Raw genomic sequence first — 24,432 nt, forward strand, 5'->3', positions numbered from 1 at the left:
AAAGACGCATGGAAGCAAGGAGTCGAACAGGCAATCATGAGTGAGCAGTCGAGCGCGTTGAAGGCAGCGCCTAATGCCGGCCGGCGCGAGCCGGGCATATCTCCATCGGCCCGGAACATGGACGACAACTTCGTGCAGATCGTCAACGTCGTGAAGAAATTCGGCGAGACGACGGCCGTGCGGGGCGTCAACCTGTCGGTGAGGAAGGGCGAGCTGTTCGCGCTGCTCGGCAGTTCCGGCTGCGGCAAGTCGACGCTTTTGCGCATGCTCGCCGGGCTCGAATCCGTAACGGAAGGGCAGATCCTGATCGACGGCGAAGACCTCGCGAAGATGCCGCCGTACAACCGGCCGGTGAACATGATGTTCCAGTCCTACGCGCTCTTTCCGCACATGAGCGTGGAGTCGAATGTCGCGTTCGGGCTGAAGCAGGAAGGCGTCAAGGGCGGCGAGCTGAAGGATCGCGTGAACAACGCGCTGGAGCTCGTGCAGATGGCGAAGTTCGCCAAACGCAAGCCGCATCAGTTGTCGGGCGGTCAGCAGCAGCGTGTCGCGCTCGCGCGCAGCCTCGTGAAGCGCCCGAAGCTTCTGTTACTCGACGAGCCGATGTCCGCGCTCGACAAGCAGATCCGCCAGCGCACGCAGATCGAGCTCGTCAACATTCTCGATCAGGTCGGCGTCACCTGCATCATGGTGACGCACGATCAGGAAGAGGCGATGACGATGGCCAATCGCCTCGCCGTGATGAGCGAAGGGCAGATCGTTCAGCTCGGCACGCCGCACGAGGTCTACGAATACCCGAACACGCGCTTCTCGGCGCAGTTCATCGGCTCGACCAATCTCTTCGATGGCAATGTCGTGGAAGACGAGCCGGATCACGTCTTCGTCGAATCGCAAGACTTGCCCGTGCGACTTTATGTGAGCCACGGCATCACCGGCCCGCTCGGCATGCCGGTGACGATCTCCGTGCGCCCGGAGCGCATCGCGCTCACGCGCAAGCCGCCCGAAGGCGCGTACAACTGGGGCCGCGGCAGGGTGACGAACATCGCGTACATGGGCGGCTACACGCTGTATCACGTGACGCTCGATTCGGGCAAGGTCGTGGTTGCGAACCTGTCGAGTCTCGCGATCGGCGAGATCGAATCGCCGACCTTCGACGACGAAGTCTACGTGCGCTGGAGCGCGTCCGCGGGCGTGGTGCTGACCTCATGATGAAGCTGCTCAACCGCTTGGGCGTGTCAGGGCGCACGCTCGTCATCGGCGGGCCGTACCTGTGGCTCCTGCTGCTGTTCTTCGTGCCGTTCCTGCTCGTCGTGAAGATCAGCTTCGCGGACAGCCAGCTCGGCATTCCGCCGTACACGGATCTCGTGTCGATGGAAGAAGGCGTGATGCATATCGCGCTCGACTTCGCGCACTACGCATTTCTGATCAAGGACAGCCTGTACTTCGCGACCTACATGAACTCGCTGCTGGTCGCGGCGGTGTCGACGCTGCTGTGCCTCCTGATCGGCTATCCGATGGCGTATTACATCGCGCGTTCGAATCCGTCCACGCGCAACATTCTGATGATGGCGGTCATGCTGCCGTTCTGGACGTCGTTTCTGATCCGCGTCTATGCATGGATCGGCATCCTCAAGAACAACGGCCTGCTCAACAATTTCCTGATGTCGATCGGCCTGCTGCATTCGCCGATCGAGCTGTATCACACGAATATCGCGGTGTATATCGGCATGGTGTATTCGTATCTGCCGTTTCTCGTGATGCCGCTCTACGCGCATCTCGTGAAGATGGACCTGACCTTGCTCGAAGCGGCCTACGATCTCGGCGCGAAGCCGTGGAAGGCGTTCGTGCAGATCACATTGCCGTTGTCGAAGAACGGCATCATCGCGGGCTGTCTGCTCGTGTTCATTCCGGCGGTGGGCGAGTACGTGATTCCTGAATTGCTCGGCGGCGCTGACACGCTGATGATCGGCCGCGTCATGTGGAACGAGTTCTTCAACAACGCCGACTGGCCGATGGCGTCCGCCGTCACCTGCGCGATGGTCCTGCTGCTGCTCGTGCCGATGGCGCTCTTCCAGCACTTCCAGGCGAAACAACTGGAGCAGAAGCGATGATCAAGCCCAGCCGTCCGTTGCAAATCACCGCGCTCGGCCTCGGGTTTGCGTTTCTGTATATCCCGATCCTGAGTCTCATCGTCTATTCGTTCAACGACTCACCGCTCGTCACGGTGTGGACGGAGCCGTCGCTCAAGTGGTATCGCGCGCTCATCACGGATGACGAACTGATCAACGCCGCGTGGCTGTCGTTGCGCATCGCGTTCCTGACGGCGTGCGCGTCGGTCGTGATCGGAACGTGGGCGGGTTTCGTGCTGGCGCGCATGGGACGCTTCAAGGGCTTCACGCTCTACGCGGGCATGATCAACGCGCCGCTCGTGATCCCCGAAGTCATTCAGGGCATTTCGCTGCTGCTGCTGTTCGTCGAAATGGCGAAGCTCATTGGCTGGCCCGATCGAGGCTTCTTCACGATCTGGATCGGGCACGTGATGCTGTGCATCTCGTATGTCGCGATCATCGTGGAATCGCGCGTGCGGGAGTTGAATCCGTCGCTGGAGGAGGCCGCGCTCGATCTCGGCGCGACGCCGCTGCGCGTATTCTTCGCGATCACGCTGCCGCTGATTTCTCAGGCGCTCGTCGCAGGCTGGCTCCTCTCGTTCACGCTGTCGATCGACGATCTCGTGCTGTCGGCGTTTCTCTCCGGGCCAGGATCGACTACGCTGCCGCTCGTCGTGTTTTCGCGTGTGCGCCTGGGCCTGAATCCCGAAATGAACGCGCTCGCGACCTTGTTCATCGCGCTCGTGACGATCGGTGTGATCGGGGCGAATGCCTTCATGCAGCGCAGTGAGCGCAGAAGGCTCGCGGGCGTTCTGTAGCGCCGGACGCCCACGAATGGAATCGCGGCCCCTGCATGGGGCCGCGTGCATTTTCAGGCGTTCGCCAGATGCTTCGCGAAGGTCGCCGGATCGGTATTGGTGCCACACAACAGCACACCGACGCGCTTGCCTTGCAGACGTTCGCGCAACGGGCCGAGCAGGGCGGCCGTGGCAGCCGCGCACGCCGGTTCGACCGCGAGCTTGAGCTCGCTGAAAAGCTGCAGCATGCCATGCCGCAACTCGTTGTCCGACACGGTCACGATGTCATCGATATGCCGCCGGCACAACTCATAGCTGTACTGCTCGGTGTGCGGGGCCATCAGAGAGTCGGCGATGCCGTGCATCGCGCCCATCTTGATCGTGTGATTGGCTTCGAAACTGCGCTTCATTGCGTCCGATCCTTCCGGCTCCACGCCGTACACGTGTAACGACGGATTCGCGAGACGCATCGCCGTGGATACGCCCGCAGCCAGGCCGCCCCCGCCGATCGGCAGGATCACCGCGTCGAGATCGGGTGCTTGCGAGGTCCACTCATAGCCGAGCGTCGCCGTGCCGAGCACCGTACGGTAGCCGTTGAACGGATGGATGAAGACACGTCCTTCTTCCGCTTCCACTCGCCGCACGACATCGAATGCTTCGGCGACGTTTTCCGCGAACACGACCTCCGCGCCGAAGCGCCGGCACAGCGCGACACGCGCCGGACTCGCGCTCTTGATGATGACGACCTTCGCGCCCACGTCCATGCGCTGCGCCGCGTAAGCCACCGCCACCGCGTGATTGCCCGCCGACACGCAGGTGACGCCCGCCGAGCGTTCGCTGTCCGAGAGCGCGAGGATGTTCGAGAACGCGCCGCGCGCCTTGAACGTACCGCTCGCCTGCAGCAGTTCGAACTTGAACGTGATCGGCGTGCCTTCGAGCGTCGGAAAATCGTGACGCTCGAAAGTCGGCGTGCGCGCGACCCAGGGCGTGAGCGCCATGTGCTGCTCGGCGATTTCGTCGAGCGTCGGAATCGGCGTGCCGTCGATCGTGTTGTCGGAATGCTGCGTGGCAGTGGACATGGCTTTTTGTTATGAAAAGGTCAGCGAGCCTGCGCTTCGACGGACATGCTGTGAATGAACTTGCCCAGGAACGCTTCGCACTGGACGAGCTGTTCGAGCGACACATACTCGTTTGCCTTGTGCGCCTGCTCGATATTGCCCGGGCCGCACACGATGCTAGGCACGCCCGCGTTGGCGAACAGGCCCGCTTCGGTGCCGTAGGCAACCTTGTGCTTCTCCTGATTTTGCGTGAGCGCGCGCACGAGCTGCGTGATCGCGGCCTGTTCGGTGGCGTCGAGCCCCGGTGCGGACGCGAGCTTCGTGAATTCGATGGCCGCGTTGCCGTGCTCCTTCAGCATCTTCGGCAGCAGCGTCTCGTGCGCGTACGACTCGATGCGCCTGAAAATCGCGTCCGGATCGATAGTCGGCAGATTGCGGAACTCGAACTCGAAGTTGCATTCGGCGGGCACGGTGTTGATCGCGTTGCCGCCCTTGATCGTACTCGTCTGGCCGGTGGTGAAGGGCACGTCGTAAAGCTCGTCGAACGGACCTTTCGCGCGGAACTCGTCGACGAGATCGCGGATGTGACAGATGAGCCGCGCCGCATATTCGATCGCGTTCAGCCCCTTCGGCGTGAGCGACGAGTGCGCCGCAAACCCGCGCACGCAGCAGTGATACGTGTTGATGCCCTTATGAGCGATGATCGGGCGCATCGATGTCGGCTCGCCGACGATGCAGCCATCCGGCTTCACGCCGCGTTTTTGCAGGTCCGCGATCATCAGCGGCGCGCCGGCGCAGCCGACTTCTTCGTCGTACGACAGCGCGAAGTGGATGGGTTTCGCGAGCTTCGTCGCCTGCATCTTCGGCAGCATAGCGAGCGCCGCGCCGATGAAGCCCTTCATGTCGCACGAGCCACGGCCGTAGAGCAGGCCATCGCGGACTTCGGGCTTGAACGGGTCGCTCTGCCAGTCCTGGCCATCGACCGGCACGACATCGGTGTGACCCGACAGCACGATCCCGCCGTTGGTCTCGCCATCGTGCGCCGGGACCGTGGCGAACAGGTTCGCCCACTGACCGCGCGGATCGTTGGTGACGGTCGCTTCGATGCCCGCGTGGCGCAACGCGTCGCGCACGGTTTCGATCAGGCCGAGATTCGGATTGCGGCTGACGGTATCGATCGAGACTAGGCGTTCGATCCACGCCAGGGAAATCGGCGTTTCGTTTTCGGACTGAACTTTGGGATGCGCCGCATCGGCGGTTTGTGACATTTTTTGACTCCAGCGAGGAGAGTTTGATCATAGCCCAAATTTAGGTGTTGGCCTGCACCTAAGGCTTTTGGGTCTTGGTTTCGAGCACTCATCACCGCGCGGCAACCGGCTGCCTCACCGGGCCGCCCAACGCCCGCAACGTCTCTTTCACCGTCGAAATCCGCACCGCGAGATCGGGGCTGCGCGACTCGATGCGCAGCTTGTCCTGCCCCGCGAGCTTGATGTGCTTGTGCTTCTGAACCATCTCGATGATCTTCATGCCATCGACGGGCGGGTTGGGGACGAACTGCAGCGAGATGGACTGCTCGGCCGCATCGATCTTCGTGATGCCGAGCGGCTTTGCGGCCAGTCGCAGCCGATGCGTCTCGACGAGCGCATGCGCTTGCGGCGGCAGCTTGCCGAAACGGTCGACGAGCTCTTCGAGAATGCCGTCGATGGCATCGCTCGATTCGCAGTTCGCGAGCCGCTTGTACAGCGACAGACGCTCCTGCACGTCGCCGCAGTAGTCGGCGGGCAGGATAGCGGGCGCGTGCAGATTGATTTCGGTCGTCGCGGCAAGCGGCGCGTTCAGATCCGGCTCGCGGCCTTCCTTCAGCGCGCGCACGGCGTCGTTCAGCATGTCGGTGTAAAGCTGGAATCCGATCTCGTGAATCTCGCCGGATTGCTTGTCGCCGAGCACCTCGCCGGTGCCCCGGATTTCGAGGTCGTGCATCGCGAGATAGAAGCCTGAGCCCAGTTCCTCCATCTGCTGGATCGCTTCGAGCCGGCGTTGCGCCTGCTTCGTCAGCGACTGCGTATCGTGGACGAGCAGATACGCATACGCCTGGTGATGCGAGCGCCCGACGCGGCCGCGCAACTGATGCAACTGCGCGAGCCCGAACTTGTCCGCGCGATGCATGAGGATCGTGTTCGCGCTAGGCACGTCGATGCCCGTTTCGATAATCGTCGTGCACAACAGCACGTTCGCGCGCTGGCCGACGAAATCGCGCATGACGCGTTCGAGCTCGCGTTCGTGCATCTGGCCGTGCGCCACCGCGATGCGCGCTTCGGGCACCAGCGCTTCGAGCATCGTGCGGCGATTCTCGATCGTTTCGACTTCGTTGTGCAGGAAGTACACCTGGCCGCCGCGCTTGAGCTCGCGCAACATCGCTTCGCGAATCACGCCGTCTTCCTCGCGCCGCACGAAGGTCTTGATCGCAAGGCGCTTCTGCGGCGCGGTCGCGATCACGGAGAAATCGCGCAGGCCTTCGAGCGCCATGCCGAGCGTGCGGGGAATCGGCGTCGCGGTGAGTGTGAGCACGTCGACTTCGGCGCGCAGCGCCTTCAACGCTTCCTTCTGCCGCACGCCGAACCGGTGTTCCTCGTCGATGATCACAAGCCCGAGGCGCTTGAACTTCACATCGCCCGACAAGAGCTTGTGCGTGCCGATGACGATATCGACCGAGCCTTCATTGATCTGCTGCACAGCCGTCGACACTTCCTTGCCGCTCTTGAAGCGCGACAGCTCCGCGATGCGCACGGGCCAGTCGGCGAAGCGGTCGGTGAAGGTCTGTGTGTGCTGTTCGGCGAGCAGGGTAGTGGGCGAAAGAATCGCGACCTGCTTGCCCGCCATGACGGCGATGAACGCGGCGCGCAGCGCGACTTCCGTCTTGCCGAAGCCGACGTCGCCGCATACGAGGCGGTCCATCGGTTTGCCGCTCGTCATGTCGCCGATCACCGCCGCGATCGCCGCCGCCTGATCCGGCGTTTCCTCGAAGCCGAAGCTTTCCGCGAACTTGGTGTAATCGCGCGGTTCGAGCTTGAACGCGTAGCCCTCGCGCGCGGCGCGGCGCGCGTAGAGGTTGAGGAGTTCCGCGGCAGTATCGCGGATCTGCTGTGCAGCCTTTCGCTTGGCCTTTTCCCACTGGCCCGAGCCGAGCGTGTGCAGCGGCGCGCTTTCCGGGTCCGCGCCGCTATAGCGCGAGATCACGTGCAACTGCGCAACCGGCACGTACAGCTTCGAGTCGTTCTGATACTCGAGATGCAGGAATTCGGTTTCGCCTTCGCCCAGATCCATCGACACGAGGCCCATGTAGCGGCCGATGCCGTGCTGCGCATGGACGACGGGATCGCCGACCTTCAGCTCGGCCAGATCGCGGACCATCGAATCGACGTTGCTCGCCTGCTCCTGGCGACGTCGTCCCGCGCGGCGTGCGAGCGGCCCGTACAGCTCCGTCTCGGTGATGATCGAGAGCTTCTCGAGCGGCAGCGCGAAACCGTTCGACAGAGGCGCGATGCCGAGCGTGAACTTGCCGTCGCTCGTGAGCCATTCCTGGAACGTGTCGCGCGACTCGCCGCGCAGGCCGTTATCCGCGAGCAATTGCTGCATCGTTTCGCGCCGTCCCGCCGATTCCGCGACGAGCATCACGCGGTTCTCGGTTTGCTCCAGATAATGGCGCAGCGCGAGCAGGGGTTCGTCGGCGTGACGATCGATGGCGAGCCCCGGCAGCGGCACCGCCCAGCCGCCTTCCGGCGTGCTCGGGAATTTCAGCTGCGCGAACGGTTTTGCGAACGTGAAGAAATCGTCGTCGGTCAGAAAGAGCCGGCGCGGTTCGAGCAAAGGCCGTTCGCGGTCGTGCCGGAGAAAGTCGTAGCGCTGCTTCGTGTCGTTCGTGAAGCGTTTGATCGCCGCGTCCATGTCGCCGACGAACGCGAGCTGCGACCCTTCCGGCAGATAGTGGAAGAGCGTCGCGGTTTCGTCGAAGAAGAGCGGCAGATAGTATTCGATGCCCGCCGACGGCACGCCGTTGCCGATGTCCTTGTAGATCTGCGAGCGGCTCGGATCGCCCTCGAAGACTTCGCGCCAGCGGCTGCGAAACGCGGTGCGCGCGGCTTCGTCGAACGGAAACTCGCGGCCCGGCAGCAGGCGCACGTCGCGCACGGGGTAGAGGCTGCGCTGCGTGTCGGGATCGAACGCGCGGATGGAGTCGACCTGATCGTCGAACAAGTCGATGCGATAGGGCAGCGCCGAGCCCATCGGATACAGATCGATGAGCGAGCCGCGCACGCAGTATTCGCCCGGCCGCACGACCTGGCTCACGTGCTCGTAGCCGGCGAGCGTCAATTGCGCCTTGAGCTTCGCCTCGTTCAGGCGCTCGCCCTGTGTGAACGAAAACGTGTAGGCCGCGAGAAACGACGCGGGCGGCATGCGATAGAGCGCCGTCGTCGCGGGCACGATGAGGATGTCGCAGCGGCCTTCGCCCAGATCGTGCAGCGTCGCGAGACGCTCGGACACGAGATCCTGGTGCGGCGAGAAGGTGTCGTACGGCAGCGTTTCCCAGTCGGGCAGCAGCCGCACGCGCGCGTCCGGCGCGAAGAAGGGAATTTCAGCGGCGAGACGCTGCGCATCGACGGCGCCTGCGGTCACGACCGTCAAAAGCGGCACCTTCTCGCGATACGCGGCGTGATAGCGAGCGATGGCGAGCGCATCGGCGGAGCCGGAGGCGCCGTCGAAGACGAAGCGCTGGCCCGGCTTTACGAGCGCGATGGGAGAACTGGACTGCGCGTTGACGGCTTTGGAAGGCATAGAGTGTGCGTGGAGCCGTCCGGCGAACGCGGGTTCGGGAGTCGAACCGACGTGTGCGGGACGTGGTCGCGAAGGACCTATTATAAAATCCGGGCTTCAACTTTGACTTGCCCACATTATTCGCCCGTGACTTCGCGCCTGTTCTCACTGATTCCCTGCGCCGGAACCGGCAGCCGATCCGGCGCGCCGATGCCGAAGCAATACCAGACTGTCGCGGGCCGCCCGATGCTCGCGTATTCGCTCGCAGCGTTCGACGCGTGCTCCGAATTCTCGCAGACACTCGTCGTGCTCGCACCGGACGACAACCATTTCGACGCCCGCCGCTTCGCCGGACTGCGTTTCGCGGTGGAGCGCTGCGGCGGCGCCTCGCGGCAGGCGTCGGTGTACAACGGGCTCATCGCGCTCGCCAAATTCGGCGCGCGCGAGGACGACTGGGTTCTCGTGCACGACGCTGCGCGCCCCGGCATCACGCCGGAGCTGATTCGCAAACTTGTCGCGGAACTGCGCGATGATACGGTCGGCGGTATTCTCGCCCTGCCGCTCGCGGATACGTTGAAGCGCGTCGCACCGAACATGCCCGATGTGCCGTCCGCTGCCGGCGAAAGCGAAGCGCGCATCGCGCGCACGGAATCGCGCGACGGACTGTGGCAGGCGCAGACGCCGCAGATGTTCCGGCTCGGCATGTTGCGCGAAGCGATCGAACGTGCGCGCCACGACGGGCACGACCTGACGGACGAAGCGAGTGCCGTCGAATGGCTCGGGCATTCGCCGAAGCTGGTTCAGGGCAGCCTGCGCAACTTCAAGGTGACTTATCCGGAAGATTTCGCGCTCGCGGGCGCGTTCCTTTCCGCGAACGCCTGACTCACACTCAACCAAGGTTTGAATCGATGGATTTCAGAATCGGACAAGGGTACGACGTCCACCAGCTCGTCGAGGGCCGCCCGCTCATCATCGGCGGCGTGACGATTCCCTATGAGCGCGGCCTGCTCGGCCATTCCGACGCCGACGTGCTTCTGCACGCGATCACCGATGCGCTGTTCGGTGCGGCTTCGCTCGGCGATATCGGCCGGCATTTTCCGGATACGGCAACCGAATTCGCCGGCGCGGACAGCCGCGTGCTGCTGCGCGAGGCGTTCAAGCGCGTGTCGGAAGCCGGATTCGCCATCGCGAACGTGGACAGCACGGTCATCGCGCAGGCGCCGAAGCTATCACCGCATATCGATGCGATGCGCGCGAACATCGCCGCGGACCTCGATCTCTCGATCGACCGCGTGAACGTCAAGGCCAAAACGAACGAGAAGCTGGGCTATCTCGGCCGCAAGGAGGGCATCGAGGCGCAAGCGGCGGTGCTGCTGCGCCGGACGTCGATCGACGGATAAAACGACGCCACGCTGTCGAGCCGTGGCGTCTTCGAAGATTCAACTCTTTTCCGCTTCGATCGTCAGCGCCACGGCGTTGATCACCGCCGCGATGCGGCCGACATCGCGCAGTTGCGTCGTCGACATGCCCTCTGCCACGAGATTCTCGTAGTGCGACTTCACGCAGAAGTGGCACTTGCCGATGATCGATGCCGCCAGCGCGTACATCTCGAAGCGCCGCTTGTCGACGCCGCCGTGCGATGCATAGGCATTCATGCGCAGGCCGGCGGGCTGCGTCCTGAGATCCGCGTTGTCGGCCATTTCCAGATACGGATACCAGACGTTGTTCATGCCCATCAGCGCGGCGGCGGTCAGCGCGGCGTTGGTCTCCTCCGGCGACAGTACGCCCGCGTTGCGGATGATGCTGGTGAGCTTCGTCGCCTTCGCGGCATAGGCGGCGGCAAGCGCGGCGCCGACCGCATCATTGCCTTCGAGCGACGAGCGGGCAATCGTACCGTCCACGTTCAGGCGAATATCCTTCGCGTAGTCGGGCACGAGTTCCTTGATCGCAGACAGGAATTCCATTGTTTTCTCCAGTTCGATGGCGTTAAAAAAGCCCGCCGCAGCCGAGGACTCGGCCGAGAGCGGGCTTTGCGGCATGAGGAACGCTTACAGCGTCGAGCCGCCGACCGCGCGGTTGCACGGGCACAGTTCGTCCGTTTGCAAGCCGTCGAGAATACGCAGGACTTCTTCCGGGCTGCGGCCCACGTTCAGGTTGTTGACGGACACATGCTGGATGACGTTGTCCGGATCGACGATGAAGGTCGCGCGCAGCGCAACGCCGGCTTCCTTGTCGCGCACGCCGAGCTGGTCGATCAGTTCGCCTTTCACGTCGCCGAAAGCGTAGTGGTTCAGCCTGTTCAAATCCTTGTGCTCGCGGCGCCATGCCAGCTTGACGAACTCGTTATCGACGCTGCCGCCGAGCAGCACCGCGTCGCGGTCCTCGAAGTCCTTCGCCAGCTTCGCGAACTCGACGATTTCCGTTGGGCACACGAACGTAAAGTCCTTCGGATAGAAGTAGATGATCTTCCACTTGCCAGGGAATGACTGTTCGGTGATTTCCTCGAAAGCGGACTGGCCGTTTTCTTCGTGATGATTGAAACCCGGCTTCGCAGCGGTGACGGTGAATGCTTCGACTTTATCGCCAACGGTCTTCATGCAGTAACTCCTGTGAAATCGTTGAAAGGACAAGCTCAGCCAAATTACTGGATCGCCATAACGCTCGCGTGACACTTTCATGCCAGACCTCGAGCGTTAACCCGGTTCATCTTAACTTTATTTAAAAAATCAACTCAATAGTTTTTAACTAACGAGTCGGATAGATTCTGACGAAGCCGTCGCGACGGGAGCCAAGTCTAACCGTCGAAGCGCGCGCCGCCTTTCATCGGCGGGAAATCGATGGTCACTTCGAAGCCGGGAAGCGGGGTGCGGTTGCGCAGCCGCAAAGTGCCGCGTTGACGCGTGACCAGGCGCTGAACGATGGCCATGCCGAGACCCGTGCCGTTCGCCTGCGTGCGCGCAGTATCGACGCGATAGAACGGGCGTGTGATGAGCGCGACCTGATCGTCGGGAATGCCGCGGCCTTCGTCCATCACGGAAAGTTCCACCTTGCCATGCGCGACCCGCGTCTGCAGCGTGATGCGTGCTATGTCGTCCTGCTCGCTACGTCCGTACTTGCGCGCGTTCTCGAGCAAATTGCCGACGACGCGGCGGGCATCTGTCGGATCGCCTTCGATCACGGCGCCCTGCGCGAGATCGGTGCGCATCACGACGCCGTCGTCGGCCTGAAAGCGCGCGGCAAGCTCGCTTGCGATCATCGAAAGATCCACCGCTTCGGGCATGCGCTGCATCGGCCGCGCGTAGTCCAGGAAGCGGCCGATGATCATGTCCATCTGCTCGATGTCGTCGATCATCGCGAGCTTGGTCGCTTCGTCCGACGGGCTCATTTCCGTCTCGAGACGCAGGCGTGCAAGCGGCGTGCGCAAGTCGTGCGAAATGCCCGCGAGCATCAGGGCGCGATCCGCTTCGAGCTGCTCGAGATCCTGCACCATCTGGTTGAAGCTTCGATTCGTTTCAGCTGCGACGCCCATGCCGCGCTCGGGCAAGGGCTCCGGCGACTGCCCCGAGCCGACCTTGCGCGCTGCGAGCGCAAGGCGCGCGAATGGCCGGTTCACGAGACTCGTGATGAACGCCGCGCCGAACAGCGACAGCGCCAGCGCGAACACGCCCCAGCCGGCCCATTGCAGGCCGGTGACGGTGTCGAGCTGATCGCGGTCGAGCGCGACCCAGTAATCGTCGTCGTCGATCTTGAAGCTGATCCAGACGCCCGGAATGTCGTTCACCGATTGCGCGATGATCGTCTCGTTGCCGAGCCGGCCGCGCACGTCGCGCTCGATCAGCCGGTTGAGCGATTCGTCGGGTTGCAGCTTGTATTTATCGGTGGTCTCGCGCGGATACACACGCACGCCCTCGTTGCTCTCCAGATCCTGAAGCAGCGCGCGACGCAGATCGGGGTCGGAGTAGAGCAGGGCGGTGCGCGTGAGCTTGACCACGGCGACGAGCTGAAGCGCCACGCGCTGCGCGCGCGGTTCGCGCTCGATCACGCGAAAGCTCTGAAACCACGCCGTGAGACTGACGGCGATGAGCAGCGCGATCAGCGCGAAGGTTCGCCAGAACAGGCCGCCGAACGCGAGCGCCAGTAGCCGCCTGTCGATGCGCATGGGTCTGTCGGGTTCAGCTCGGTAGAGGGGAGAAAGCGTGGCGAAACTCGCTCAGTGTCGATCAGGCTGCGCCGTCGGGAATGAAGACGTAGCCCAGGCCCCATACGGTCTGAATGAAACGCGGGCTGCTGGGGTCGGGCTCGATCAGTTTGCGCAGACGCGAGATCTGCACGTCGAGACTCCGGTCGAACACTTCATATTCACGTCCGCGCGCAAGCTCCATCAGCTTTTCGCGCGAGAGCGGCTGACGCGGATGACGCGCAAACACCTTCAGCACCGAAAACTCGCCGGTGGTCAGCGGAATTTCCTGGCCATTTTTCGTGAGCGTGCGCGTCGCGAGATTCAGGGCGAATTCGCCGAACTCGAACACTTCAGTGGTTTCGGACGGCGCGCCCGGCAATTCGGACGGCGTCTGGCGACGCAGCACCGCATGAATGCGCGCGACGAGCTCGCGCGGATTGAATGGCTTCGGCAGATAGTCGTCCGCACCCATTTCGAGTCCGACGATGCGATCTACATCTTCACCCTTCGCGGTGAGCATGATGATCGGCGTGCGATCGTTGCTGCCGCGCAGACGCCGGCAGATGGAAAGGCCGTCTTCGCCGGGCAGCATCAGATCGAGCACGAGCAGATCGAAACGCTCGCGCACCCAGAGCTTGTTCATCGACGGTGCGTTTTCTGCGACGTACACGTTGAAGCCCTGTTCACCGAGGTAGCGCCGCAGCAGATCGCGCAGGCGCGGATCGTCGTCGACGACGAGAATTTTTGAAGGGTTCTTGGTTTCCATGGCGGCATCTTAGCGCGTTTGATCAAACGCCGAGTTTGTAACAAAAGCGAGTGTAACAGTTGGTTACAAAATTTACGGAGCCTGTGGCACGGCCCAAGGGTTTGGTGCGTACACTGCTTTACCTAAGCCCGCCATTCGGTAGATACTCCATCAGACCAGCGCGTCATGCGGCCCGACCAAGCCATGGCGCGACGCGCGCGAAAAGAATGAGGCTGTCCGGTTGTCGAGCAACGAAGGGAACAACATGAAGGGAGCGCGGCAGCGCGGACCCGTGCGCACCGAGCGCATCTTCAGAAAGACACTTCTTGCCAGTGCGCTCTACGCAGTACTGAGCACACCTCACGTCTATGCACAGTCGACGGGCTTCGATCGCGGCATCACCGGTTCAACGAATCGTTTCGATGGCCGCATGATTCGCGCCCAGCAACGCGTGAGTAAAAGCTCGGCTCCTTCGAGCCACGATCGCGATCCGAAAGCGCCGGCCATGCAGCCTATCCAGCAGGTCGATCAGACACCGCCCGCGCGCCCGCCGCGTCACACGGTAATGACCGCTGACGAGCGGCGTCTCCTAAGGCAGCACATCGAAGAAGCGGTGCGCGATCTCTACAAGCGGTAAGCGGCGCGACCCGCGATGAACCGACGTCAATTCCTCTCGATTGCCGGCGCCTTCGCGGGTTGTGCGGGCAGCGCAGGGGAAGCGTTCGCTATCGCACATTCCGGTTCTTCCTCTTTCATTCGCTCGCTCGTGCTCGTCGATCTCGACGGCGGCAACGACGGGCTGAACACCGTCATTCCTTTTGCCGATCCTCTGTATCGCGCAGTGAGGCCCAATCTCGCGATATCCAGAGATCAGGCATTGCCGCTCGATATCCGCACGGCCTTACATCCGTCGCTGTCGCCGTTGATGAGCGCGTGGCGCGCGAACGATCTGGCGATCGTGCAGGGGGTTGGCTATGACGCGCCCAACCGGTCGCATTACCGCTCGCGCCAGATCTGGGATACCGCGTCGCACGCGGATGAATATCGTGCCGATGGCTGGCTCGATCGCGTGAGCGTCATCACCGAGGTAGCGACGTTCAACGCCGCATGCGACGCCGTCGCGCGCGCCTCGTCTCACGAAGTCAACGTCGTCCGCCTCGCGCTGCACGGCTTCGATACGCACGAGAATCAGGCGCGTCGGCATGCGGCGTGTCTTGCCCGGCTGGCTGAAGGACTCGCATCGCTGCGCGCGTCGTTGATCGCGTCCGGCGCGTGGGCCCGCACGCTCGTGATGACGCGTTCGGAATTCGGACGCGCCGCGCGTGAGAATGCCGCGGGCGGCACGGACCACGGCGCGGCCGCGGCGCATTTCCTAATGGGTGGAGGCGTGCGCGGCGGCCTGTTCGGCATGCCGCCACGACTCGATCGACTCGACGCGGACGGCGGCTTGCCCGTCGGCATCGACTTCAGAAGACTGTATGCGACGGTCCTCGACGCATGTTGGCAAAGCGGTTCCGCATCGATCCTTGGAGCCCGCTTCGAGCCGCTACCGATTCTTCGCGTCTAACGCGTGCGCCATGTGATCCACAACTTGCGGATCGGCGTGAGCGCGATGCGTTGATGCAGCACCTGAAAGTTTTCGCGTTCGATCTCGTCGAAAAGCGCGAGCGACAACGCGGCCTGCGCGCGCAACACGCGCTGCGTCGCGCGTTCCGAAGCGGGAATGGCGTCCAATGCATCGTTGAGCGCTTGCCGGGCGCGGCCGGTCTGAAAGCGCATGAGATCCGTGAAGGCATCGCCGTACTTGCGATTGATGACGTCGGCGGCCGTCACGCTGAAGCGCTGCAACTCGTCGATCGGGATATAGATGCGGCCGTTGCGCGCATCGCCGCCGACCTCCTGAACGCGCTCGGCGAGCAGCAGCGCCGAACCGAGCGGGGCGGACCACGCGTCGGCCTGGTCCGGATCGCGCGCGCTCGCACGTGCAAGCGCCGTCGCGAACGCGCCGCCCGTCTGATCGAGATAACGCTTGAAACCGGGCCAGTCTAGATAGCGCGCCTGATCCAGGTCCATGCCGAAACCGTCGACGACCGCGGCGAGCGACGCGCGCCCGGCATCGTCCAGAACCGGATGCGCGGCATCGCCCGCATGCGCCTGCAACGCTTTGGTGACCGGGTGCGTCGGCTCGCCGCCATTGAGCCGGCCGAGCTCGCTCTGCCACCAGGCGTGCTTCGTACGGCCGATGGTCGGATCGCTGGTTTCCTTCACGGTCTCTTCGAGTTCGCGATAGAGCGCGTAGAGCGCGGTCAGAAGCGGCTGACTCGCGGCCGGCGCGCGGCGCAGCGCGTAGTACGTGCCCGACCCTTCAGGGGCGGCCTTTTGCTGGCAATAGTCGTCGAAATTCACGAACGGGGCTTGTGGGAGTTCGAAAGGAAGGCGTCGTGGGGTGTCGTCTTGCGGTTCGTCACGCGGCGGACCGACGTACGAACGCTCATTTTATCCGGCAAGGCGCGGGTTCGCTGCCGCCCGGTGTTCGCCGCAAGATTGTGCGCCGAGCCAATGACGCTGCGCTTCGCGTGCGCAAGACTGCGGCAATCGACTCCATCTGCGCGCGCAGCCAAGAGGCATCCATGGCCGCATGAGAAGCGTGGCGAGGGATTCCGGCTTCGACTTTCGCGTGTGTGCAAGCCAGATGCACGTCTCGCCGACGACAGCCCTGCATATCACCGCCAACCGCCGTGCCGACGCAAGCTCACGTGTCCGCTCAACGTCTTCGTGATCTGGCAGCCGACGTGCGTGCGGCGGTTCTTGTCGCACGTCGATCGGCCGATCGCCGCTGTCCGCGCGAGCGAGCAGATACCGGATGAGATAAGGCGGGTGATGCACAGGGCGGGCATCGACTTCGCGGGCCGCTCGCAGGCGAAAGGCGAGGTGATGGCGATCGAGCTGGGCGACAGCGGCATCTGATTGACGAAAGCCCGGCTCCAAAACGAAAAACCCCTTTGCCGATGAAAGGGGTTTCGTTGTGGTGCGAGGAGGGGGACTCGAACCCCCACACCCTTGCGGGCGTCAGGACCTAAACCTGGTGCGTCTACCAATTTCGCCATCCTCGCAGCACGGCAGGCGCTCTGGGCTTGTTCGGTGATGACCCGCGCCCGGCGATGCCGCCGTGTCAGGCACCGGTCCACTGTGCCAAGCCCGAGATTCTAACCGATTCATCTGGCGATGTCTGCGAAATTGCGTCAACGCTTTTCGCGCTGCGGATCGGCTTGCGGATCGGCTTGTAAGCGCGCAAGCGCCGATCCCGGACATACACGCCGGGAGATTGCCGCTTCTCGAGCGGCTGCATACAATCTCGTTCATTCGTCCGTCTCCACACCCGACCTTCCTCTCATGACTCGCAACGCGCGCAATCGCTTCGTCGCATGGCTCGGCATTGCCGCCATGTGGCTCGCGATCGTCGCGCCGGTCATCAGCCAGACGCTCGACGCACGCAACGCCGCGAGCGACCCGCAAGCGACCCTGTGCGCAGTCGATTCATCCGCAACGGATGCGCACGAAGGGCATCACGCGGCCGGGCAAGACCATACGGCGCAGACGGGCCATCACGACGCGGCGAATCACTTCGACGCCTGCTCATACTGCGGACTGCTTGCGCACAACCTGCCCATCGGCACGGGCGTCGCGCATGGCGTCGCATTGATCGAACGCGTCATGCGCGCTCCGGCGTTTGCGAGCGCCGATCCCGTCGCTTCGAAATCCTTCAACGCCGCGAGCCCGCGCGCGCCTCCCGCAATCTCCTGAAGCTGTCCTTCGTCGATTGTCTGGCGTTCGCCGCGCGCACGAGCGCAGCCGACGCGCATTCGTGCGCATGCCTGCCGATACCGCTGCAGGCGCATGCCGCCCGCGCAACGCGCATGCGCTCCACCAAGGCGCTCGATCACATTCGAAGTTCGCATTGGCATCCGATGCTCATCAATTGAACCGCACACATTCAACCAAAATCGCCATGCTTGCATCCAACCTGAACGCTCCGGCAGCAGCGTCGAACGCGGAGGTCATCGCGCATCGTCGCACGCTCTGGCGCTGGCATTTCTACGCAGGACTCTTCGTGATGCCGCTGCTCATCGTGCTCGCGATCACCGGAACGATCTACTGCTTTCAGCCGCAGATCGAGCCGCTTCTGTATCGCGACCGGATGATCGTCGCGGATACGCACGGCCCCCAGCTTTCCCGCGACGTCCTGCTCGCGAAGGCCGCCGCGCGCGAGCCGCGCGGCGCCGTGCCGACGCTTGCGCAGATCGACGCCGATCGCACGCGCAGCGCCGAGTTCGTCTTTCGCCTTCCATCGGGCGAGAGCGAAAGCGTGTATGTGAACCCCTATGACGGCACGGTCCTCGGCACACTCTCCGTCGAGCATCGATTGATGAAGCAGGTGCGCACTCTGCATCGCGGACTGATGCTCGGAAAGACCGGCGAGCTCGTCATGGAGCTGGCGGGCTGCTGGACGCTCGTGATGATCGGCACGGGCATCGCGCTGTGGTGGCCCAGCCGATCGAATGCGCGGCAGGGCGGCGTGTGGCTGCCGCGTCTGTCGCTGCAAGGACGCGCGTGGTGGCGCGATCTACACGCGGTGGGCGGCATCTGGCTCGCCATCGGCGCGCTGTTCTTCGTGCTTTCCGGACTGCCGTGGTCGGGATCGTGGGGCAAGGAGTTCAAGGCGCTCGCGACCTCCGCGTCGCTCGGCTATCCGAAGGGCGCGTGGGGCGAAGCGCATGTGCATTCGGCCGCGCCGGGCGCCGCATCGAAGAACACGGACGAAGACGCGCTGCACGGCATGCACATGAAGATGGACGATTTGCCGCTGCGTCAGACGCCGTGGGCCGTCGGTGCGACGACCGTGCCGGATAGCGGCGACCCGCGGTCGCCGGCCGCGCGGGTGTCGATCGACGACGTGATCGCGCTCGCCGCGAAAAACGGTATTGCCGACGACTACGGCATCGCGCTGCCCGACAAGCCGACGGGCGTCTACACGGTATCGTATTTCCCCGCCGATCCGCGCGCCGAACGCACGCTTCACATCGATCAATACAGCGGCCGCGTGCTGTCCGACATCGATTACGCGAGCTACGGACGAGTCGCGCAATGGATCTCGTACGGGACGTCGCTGCATATGGGACGTTACTTCGGGCTCGCGAACCAGGTCGTCTGCTCCACGATCTCGCTCGGGCTGGCGGCGCTCGCCGTGACGGGCTTCGTCATGTGGTGGAAGCGTCGGCCCGCGCGTGAGCTCGGCGCACCGGCACGGCCGGTCAAGCGGCCGCCGATGCGCACGTGGCGCGGCGGCCTGACCTTGCTGGGCGTGATTTTCCCGCTGATGGGCGCGACGATGCTCGCCGTCTGGTGCATCGACCGCCTCGCTTTCGGCAGGAGCCGCGCGGCCTTCTAGCGGTTTCCGACGCTCAGATCGAGCCGAATTTGAGCCGCGTGAGTTGCTCGGCTTCGTTTGCGAGCAGCCGTGCGGCGTCGCGGATCGCCGTATCGAGCGTGATCGGGCCCGGCGCGGGCGAGAAGCAGCCGCTGAAGAATTCGGAGAGCCGCGGCAGCGCGGCCGAATCGACCGCGCCCGAGAGCAGCGACGCCGGCACGCCCTGATCGCGTGCGTGCTTGCAGGCGATGAAGGGCGCCTTGCCGTGCAGCGTCTGGACGTCCGAGCGGCCCTCGCCCGTGATCAGCCAGTTCGCGCCTTCGAGCGCGGCATCGAGGCCGATTTCGCGCGCGACTACTTCCGCGCCCGTCTCGAAGCGCGCGCCGAGCATGTGCAGCGCGAAGCCGAGTCCGCCCGCCGCGCCCGCGCCGGGTTCGTTGCGCTTCACGACGCCCATCGCGGGTTCGAGGAGATCGGCGAAATGGGCGAGGGCGGTGTCGATCGTCGCCACTTGTTCGGGCGTCACGCCTTTCTGCGGACCGAAAATCGCGGTCGCGCCGTGGTCGCCGGTGAGCGGATTATCGACATCCGACATGCCGACGAACTCCGCATCCTTCACACGCGGATCGAGTCCCGACGCATCGATGCGCGCGATCTGCGCGAGCGCCGACGGCACCGGATCGAGTGCCTGGCCGGCCGCATCGAAGAGTTTGAGCCCGAGGCCCACGAGCAGGCCCGCGCCGCCGTCGTTCGTGCTGCTGCCGCCGAGCGCGATGTAGAACTTGCGCGCGCCGGAATCGAGCAGCGCACGAATCGCCTCGCCCATGCCGAGCGTGCTGCGCTCGGTGACCGGCACGGCCATGCCATCCGGATCGGTGATGCCGACGACTTCCGCCGTCTCGATGATCGCGCCGCCATCGTCGAGCAGGCCGGTCGCGGCATCGCGGCGCGCGGCGGCCGCGCCGCGCACGTTGAGCATGCGGCGCCCGCCGCCCGCCGAGAGCATCGCGTCGAGCGTGCCTTCGCCGCCATCGGCCATCGGGCGGATGCGGACGTCGGCATCGGGCCGTGCGCGCCTGATGCCTTCCGCGATGGCGTTCGCGACACCTTCCGCGGAAAGCGAGCCCTTGAAGGAATCGGGAGCGATGACAACTACGGGAGCGGCAGACATGGCGTTAGGCATGGTGTCTCAAATGTTCTGGTGTGAAAGGACCGTTGAAAAACCGCGGCGTGCCTCAATTTATTCGCTTGTTGCATGCGCTCCATGCCTTGCAGCAATGGATTGCACGGCGAGGGCGTTCGTCGCGTGAATCATGCGTCGGCAAGCTTATCAGCGCGCCGTGCGCCGCAAAATAGCCGCGCGCGGATAGCCGGAATTGTGCGCGTACGAGCGCGTCCGAAAAACGCGGACTTACGCCAAAATCTGGCCGCGAAACGGGCACTTTTCGAGGCAAATCGCGCCGAAACGGCGTGTTGCCAAATTAGTCGGCGGGGCCGCCCGGAATAGTTTGCTAAAATACCCGGCTCTGTTGACTGACACTGTGTCGGGCGACGTTCCGGCACTCCCGCGAGACGCGTTTTAGCGCGCGTCTTTCGGCGCCAGGCGTCGATTACGGCCGGCTCACGCAGAGCCCGCATCCGGACCCGCGCCTTTAGAACCGCGGAAGAACCGAACACCGAATTTTACGATCTAATCTAGGACGATTTCAGCCATGGCTAACGTAGTTGAGAACCTCGGCAAGCTCGAACGCCGCGTGACGATTTCCCTGCCGAAAGACACGGTGCAGAAGGAAGTGGATTCGCGCATCCGCCAGTTGGCCAAGAACGTGCGCATGCCGGGCTTCCGCCCGGGCAAGGTGCCGCTCAAGATGGTGACGCAGCAGTACGGCGGCCAGGTCGAGGCAGAAGTGCTGAGCGACAAGGTCGGCAAGGAATTCTTCGACGTCACGCGCGCGGAAAACCTGCGTGTTGCGGGCCAGCCGAGCTTCGCGCCGAAGTCGGAAGTCGCAGCTGACGCCTACGCGTTTGACGCGACCTTCGAGGTCTACCCCGAAGTGAAACTGGGCGATGTGGCGAACGCTGAAATCGAACGCACGGTCACCACCATCTCCGAAGCTGAAGTCGATCGCACGCTGGACATCCTGCGCAAGCAGCGCGTGCACTTCCACGCGCGCGGCGAAGCGGGCGAGCACGGCGACGGCGGCCCGAGCACCGCAGCGGCCGACGGCGACCGCGTGACGCTCGACTTCGTCGGCAAGATCGACGGCGTCGCGTTCGAAGGCGGCAGCGCACAGGACTTCGCATTCGTGCTGGGCGAAGGCCGCATGCTCCCCGAATTCGAGCAAGCCGCGACGGGCCTGAAGGTCGGTGAAACGCGCGAGTTCGATCTCAAGTTCCCTGAGGACTACCACGGCAAGGACGTCGCGGGCAAGACGGCGCAGTTCACGATCACGGTCAAGAAAATCGAGTGGCCGCATCTGCCGGAAATCAACGCGGATTTCGCAAAATCGCTCGGCATCGAAGACGGCGATCTCACGAAGATGCGCACCGAGATCAAGGACAACCTGGAGCGTGAAGCGAAGCGCCGCACGCAGCAGATCGTGAAAAACCAGGTCATGGACGCGCTCCTGAAGATCTCCGAACTGGACGTGCCGAAGGCGCTGATCGAGCAGGATCAGCAGCGTCTCGTCGAAATGGCGCGCCAGGACCTGCAGCAACGCGGCGTGCCGAACGCCGCCGACGCGCCGATCCCGGCTGAAATGTTCGCCGAGCAGGCCGAGCGCCGCGTGAAGCTGGGCCTCGTGCTGGCCGAGCTGGTGAAGGCCAACGAACTGCAGGCGAAGCCCGAACAGATCCGCGCTGAAGTGGACGAATTCGCCAAGAGCTACGAAGACCCGAAGGAAGTCGTCCGCTGGTATTATTCGAACCAGCAGCGCCTCGCCGAGATGGAAGCGTACGTCGTGGAAAGCAACGTCGTCGATTTCGTCCTGGGCAAGGCCAAGGTGACCGACAAGGAAGTCAGCTTCGAGGAACTGGCCAGCGCAACGGCGCAAGCCTGACGCGTTGAGCAAGGGGCGTGCGGAGTCGTCGGACTGACGGCCCGCACGCCTTTTTTGCATTAAAGTTGGGCGTTTGCATGCCGTTCTAGTGGATGTTCCTTTGTCGTTCAGTATCCCTATTCCGAACAAGGAAATTGCATGACCTTTCGCGCTGAATTGCTCGATACGTTGGCGTCCCACGCACCGCGGGACTTCGAAGCCCAGGCGCTCGGCCTCGTTCCGATGGTCGTGGAAACGAGCGGCCGCGGCGAGCGAGCCTATGACATTTATTCGCGTCTCCTCAAGGAGCGCGTGGTGTTTCTCGTCGGCGAGGTGAATGACCAGTCGGCGAACCTCGTCGTCGCGCAGCTGCTGTTTCTCGAAAGCGAGAACCCGGACAAGGACATCAGCCTGTACATCAACAGCCCTGGCGGTTCGGTTTCGGCCGGCATGGCGATCTACGACACCATGCAGTTCGTGAAGCCCGATGTTTCCACGCTGTGCATGGGTCTCGCCGCGAGCATGGGCGCGTTCTTGCTGGCAGCGGGCGCGAAGGGCAAGCGCGTCGCGCTGCCGAACGCGCGCGTGATGATTCACCAGCCGCTCGGTGGCGCGCGCGGTCAGGCATCGGACATCGAAATTCAGGCGCGGGAGATCCTGTACCTGAAGGAGCGGTTGAATCAGTTGCTGTCGCATCACACGGGGCAGCCGGTCGAGCGCATTGCGCGCGACACGGATCGCGACAACTTCATGTCGGGCGACGACGCGCAAGCTTACGGCCTCGTCGACCAGGTGCTTCACAAGCGTCCCTGAAGGCGTCCGGAGCGGCGCCGCGCCGGTGCTCGGAGACGGATACCGGCCAGCAATGCGAAGTCGCGCATGCGGCGCAACGCCAAAACGCGCTTCGTTCGACCTCCAGGTGCGAATCTGCGTCGTCGAATCGAAGGGCGTATCATGTAACAAGAGTGTCCGGAGGCTTACACATTTATGGCGGACAAAAAAGGTTCCAGCAGCGAAAAGCTGCTGTATTGCTCGTTCTGCGGAAAAAGCCAGCATGAGGTGAAGAAGCTCATTGCTGGGCCGTCGGTGTTCATCTGTGATGAATGTATCGATCTGTGCAACGAGATCATTCGCGACGAGGCAGCGGGTGCGGCAGAGGAGGCCGGGCTGACCAGGTCCGACCTGCCGAGCCCGCAGGAAATCAGCGATATCCTCAATCAGTACGTCATTGGCCAGGAACGCGCGAAGAAAATTCTCGCGGTGGCCGTGTACAACCATTACAAGCGGCTCAAGCATCTCGACAAGAAAGACGAGATCGAGCTGTCGAAGAGCAATATTCTCTTGATCGGGCCGACCGGCTCGGGCAAGACGCTGCTCGCGCAGACGCTCGCGCGCATGCTGAACGTGCCGTTCGTGATCGCGGATGCAACGACGCTGACCGAAGCCGGCTATGTCGGCGAGGACGTCGAGAATATCATTCAGAAGCTGCTGCAAAACTGCAACTACGAAGTCGACAAGGCGCAGCGCGGAATCGTTTACATCGACGAGATCGACAAGATCAGCCGCAAGTCTGACAACCCGTCCATCACGCGCGACGTGTCGGGCGAGGGCGTGCAGCAGGCTTTGCTCAAGCTCGTCGAAGGCACGATGGCATCGGTGCCGCCGCAAGGCGGACGCAAGCACCCGAATCAGGATTTCATCCAGGTCGATACAACCAACATCCTGTTCATCTGCGGCGGCGCGTTCGACGGACTCGAAAAGGTCATCACGGATCGCACCGAGAAGACTGGGATCGGTTTCGGCGCAAGCGTGAAGAGCAAGCAGGATCGCGATGCGGGCGAAGTGCTGCGTGAAGTCGAGCCTGAGGATTTGATCAAGTTCGGTCTGATTCCGGAGCTGATCGGCCGTCTGCCCGTCGTGGCGACGCTCGGCAAGCTCGACGAAGCCGCGCTCGTGAAGATCCTGATCGAGCCCAAGAACGCGCTCGTGAAGCAGTATCACAAGCTCTTCGCGATGGAACGCGTGGAACTGGAAATCCGTCCGGCTGCGCTGCAGGCCATCGCGCAGAAGGCGATTCGCCGCAAGACCGGCGCGCGCGGCCTGCGTTCGATTCTGGAACAGGCGTTGCTCGACGTGATGTACGAACTGCCGACCATGAAGGGCGTTTCGAAGGTGATCGTCGACGACAACACGATCGACGGCGACGGCAAGCCGCTCCTCATCTACGAAGACGCACCGAAAGTAGCAGGATCGAACTGAAGCAGGC

22 protein-coding genes and 1 tRNA gene are annotated in these 24,432 nt (G+C 63.4%); 13 read left to right on the forward strand and 10 right to left on the reverse strand.

Annotated elements, in window-relative coordinates:
• Positions 1 to 36: 36 nt before the first annotated feature.
• The 3 genes from NCS58_RS07250 to NCS58_RS07260 are packed head-to-tail and all read left to right on the forward strand — an operon-like array spanning position 37 to position 2,926.
• Entirely contained in the window at positions 37 to 1,209 is a 1,173-nt protein-coding gene (locus NCS58_RS07250) for an ABC transporter ATP-binding protein (protein WP_061117390.1), read from the forward strand.
• The gene (locus NCS58_RS07255) at positions 1,206 to 2,111 is read left to right on the forward strand and encodes an ABC transporter permease subunit (protein WP_061117389.1); all 906 of its coding nucleotides are present in this window, start codon (positions 1,206 to 1,208) and stop codon (positions 2,109 to 2,111) included. Before NCS58_RS07250 ends, NCS58_RS07255 begins: the two co-directional genes overlap by 4 nt.
• A complete protein-coding gene (locus NCS58_RS07260; RefSeq protein ID WP_061117615.1) occupies positions 2,111 to 2,926 on the forward strand; it encodes an ABC transporter permease subunit in 816 nt (271 codons plus the stop codon). Before NCS58_RS07255 ends, NCS58_RS07260 begins: the two co-directional genes overlap by 1 nt.
• Before the next feature lie 53 nt (positions 2,927 to 2,979).
• Here the strand turns inward: NCS58_RS07260 and NCS58_RS07265 are convergent, their stop codons facing one another.
• From NCS58_RS07265 to mfd, 3 genes are all read right to left on the reverse strand, one after another.
• The gene (locus NCS58_RS07265; RefSeq protein WP_061117388.1) at positions 2,980 to 3,984 is read right to left on the reverse strand and encodes a threonine/serine dehydratase; all 1,005 of its coding nucleotides are present in this window, start codon (positions 3,982 to 3,984) and stop codon (positions 2,980 to 2,982) included.
• A gap of 20 nt (positions 3,985 to 4,004) precedes the next feature.
• Positions 4,005 to 5,231, reverse strand: a complete 1,227-nt coding sequence (gene argE / locus NCS58_RS07270) for an acetylornithine deacetylase (protein ID WP_250476607.1) — start codon at positions 5,229 to 5,231, stop codon at positions 4,005 to 4,007.
• A gap of 91 nt (positions 5,232 to 5,322) precedes the next feature.
• Positions 5,323 to 8,796 (reverse strand): transcription-repair coupling factor, encoded by a 3,474-nt coding sequence (gene mfd, locus NCS58_RS07275; protein WP_061117386.1) that lies wholly within the window; start codon positions 8,794 to 8,796, stop codon positions 5,323 to 5,325.
• Positions 8,797 to 8,922: 126 nt separating this feature from the next.
• On the opposite strand from mfd, the gene ispD reads away from it, so the two are divergent.
• Together ispD and ispF are read left to right on the forward strand one after the other, a co-directional pair.
• Complete coding sequence (gene ispD, locus NCS58_RS07280; protein ID WP_061117385.1) at positions 8,923 to 9,657, forward strand: 2-C-methyl-D-erythritol 4-phosphate cytidylyltransferase; 735 nt, start codon at positions 8,923 to 8,925, stop codon at positions 9,655 to 9,657.
• A gap of 26 nt (positions 9,658 to 9,683) precedes the next feature.
• Positions 9,684 to 10,175 carry a 2-C-methyl-D-erythritol 2,4-cyclodiphosphate synthase gene (gene ispF / locus NCS58_RS07285; RefSeq protein ID WP_061117384.1) on the forward strand — a complete coding sequence of 164 codons (492 nt, stop codon included), beginning with the start codon at positions 9,684 to 9,686 and terminating at the stop codon, positions 10,173 to 10,175.
• Between the two features lie 39 nt (positions 10,176 to 10,214).
• On the opposite strand, the gene NCS58_RS07290 is transcribed toward ispF, so the two are convergent.
• From NCS58_RS07290 to ompR, 4 genes are all read right to left on the reverse strand, one after another.
• Complete coding sequence (locus tag NCS58_RS07290) at positions 10,215 to 10,739, reverse strand: carboxymuconolactone decarboxylase family protein (protein WP_250476608.1); 525 nt, start codon at positions 10,737 to 10,739, stop codon at positions 10,215 to 10,217.
• Between the two features lie 84 nt (positions 10,740 to 10,823).
• A complete protein-coding gene (locus NCS58_RS07295) occupies positions 10,824 to 11,372 on the reverse strand; it encodes a peroxiredoxin (protein WP_061117382.1) in 549 nt (182 codons plus the stop codon).
• Between the two features lie 197 nt (positions 11,373 to 11,569).
• Entirely contained in the window at positions 11,570 to 12,934 is a 1,365-nt protein-coding gene (locus NCS58_RS07300) for an ATP-binding protein (protein ID WP_061117381.1), read from the reverse strand.
• Positions 12,935 to 12,995: 61 nt separating this feature from the next.
• The gene (ompR, locus tag NCS58_RS07305; RefSeq protein WP_008349770.1) at positions 12,996 to 13,721 is read right to left on the reverse strand and encodes a two-component system response regulator OmpR; all 726 of its coding nucleotides are present in this window, start codon (positions 13,719 to 13,721) and stop codon (positions 12,996 to 12,998) included.
• Positions 13,722 to 13,965: 244 nt separating this feature from the next.
• Between ompR and NCS58_RS07310 the strand changes: the two genes are divergently transcribed.
• Positions 13,966 to 14,337: a hypothetical protein gene (locus NCS58_RS07310; protein ID WP_250476609.1), complete on the forward strand. Its 372-nt coding sequence runs from the start codon at positions 13,966 to 13,968 to the stop codon at positions 14,335 to 14,337.
• Positions 14,338 to 14,352: 15 nt separating this feature from the next.
• Positions 14,353 to 15,267, forward strand: coding sequence for a DUF1501 domain-containing protein (locus tag NCS58_RS07315; RefSeq protein WP_250476610.1), 915 nt, complete (start codon positions 14,353 to 14,355; stop codon positions 15,265 to 15,267).
• Here NCS58_RS07315 and NCS58_RS07320 read toward each other — a convergent pair.
• Entirely contained in the window at positions 15,264 to 16,106 is an 843-nt protein-coding gene (locus NCS58_RS07320; RefSeq protein ID WP_250476611.1) for a squalene/phytoene synthase family protein, read from the reverse strand. The two genes, NCS58_RS07315 and NCS58_RS07320, sit on opposite strands and share 4 nt — an antisense overlap.
• 369 nt (positions 16,107 to 16,475) lie before the next feature.
• Between NCS58_RS07320 and NCS58_RS07325 the strand changes: the two genes are divergently transcribed.
• Entirely contained in the window at positions 16,476 to 16,667 is a 192-nt protein-coding gene (locus NCS58_RS07325; RefSeq protein ID WP_250538189.1) for a hypothetical protein, read from the forward strand.
• A 59-nt stretch (positions 16,668 to 16,726) separates the two neighbouring features.
• Here NCS58_RS07325 and NCS58_RS07330 read toward each other — a convergent pair.
• Positions 16,727 to 16,813 (reverse strand) — tRNA-Leu (locus NCS58_RS07330).
• Between the two features lie 280 nt (positions 16,814 to 17,093).
• Between NCS58_RS07330 and NCS58_RS07335 the strand changes: the two genes are divergently transcribed.
• Together NCS58_RS07335 and NCS58_RS07340 are read left to right on the forward strand one after the other, a co-directional pair.
• Positions 17,094 to 17,504 (forward strand): DUF2946 domain-containing protein, encoded by a 411-nt coding sequence (locus NCS58_RS07335; protein ID WP_250476613.1) that lies wholly within the window; start codon positions 17,094 to 17,096, stop codon positions 17,502 to 17,504.
• 205 nt (positions 17,505 to 17,709) lie between these two features.
• Positions 17,710 to 19,149: a PepSY domain-containing protein gene (locus tag NCS58_RS07340; RefSeq protein ID WP_250476614.1), complete on the forward strand. Its 1,440-nt coding sequence runs from the start codon at positions 17,710 to 17,712 to the stop codon at positions 19,147 to 19,149.
• Between the two features lie 13 nt (positions 19,150 to 19,162).
• Here the strand turns inward: NCS58_RS07340 and NCS58_RS07345 are convergent, their stop codons facing one another.
• Positions 19,163 to 20,311 carry a glycerate kinase gene (locus tag NCS58_RS07345; RefSeq protein WP_250476615.1) on the reverse strand — a complete coding sequence of 383 codons (1,149 nt, stop codon included), beginning with the start codon at positions 20,309 to 20,311 and terminating at the stop codon, positions 19,163 to 19,165.
• A 529-nt stretch (positions 20,312 to 20,840) separates the two neighbouring features.
• Between NCS58_RS07345 and tig the strand changes: the two genes are divergently transcribed.
• From tig to clpX, 3 genes are all read left to right on the forward strand, one after another.
• The gene (gene tig, locus NCS58_RS07350; protein WP_061117375.1) at positions 20,841 to 22,187 is read left to right on the forward strand and encodes a trigger factor; all 1,347 of its coding nucleotides are present in this window, start codon (positions 20,841 to 20,843) and stop codon (positions 22,185 to 22,187) included.
• Positions 22,188 to 22,325: 138 nt separating this feature from the next.
• Positions 22,326 to 22,979, forward strand: coding sequence for an ATP-dependent Clp endopeptidase proteolytic subunit ClpP (gene clpP / locus NCS58_RS07355; protein WP_008349755.1), 654 nt, complete (start codon positions 22,326 to 22,328; stop codon positions 22,977 to 22,979).
• Between the two features lie 174 nt (positions 22,980 to 23,153).
• Positions 23,154 to 24,425 (forward strand): ATP-dependent Clp protease ATP-binding subunit ClpX, encoded by a 1,272-nt coding sequence (gene clpX / locus NCS58_RS07360; RefSeq protein WP_035498697.1) that lies wholly within the window; start codon positions 23,154 to 23,156, stop codon positions 24,423 to 24,425.
• Positions 24,426 to 24,432 lie beyond the last annotated feature (7 nt).

Origin of the sequence: Caballeronia sp. INML3B, assembly GCF_023631305.1 — a bacterium.
In the GTDB taxonomy this organism is placed as follows: Bacteria; Pseudomonadota; Gammaproteobacteria; order Burkholderiales; family Burkholderiaceae; genus Caballeronia; species Caballeronia turbans.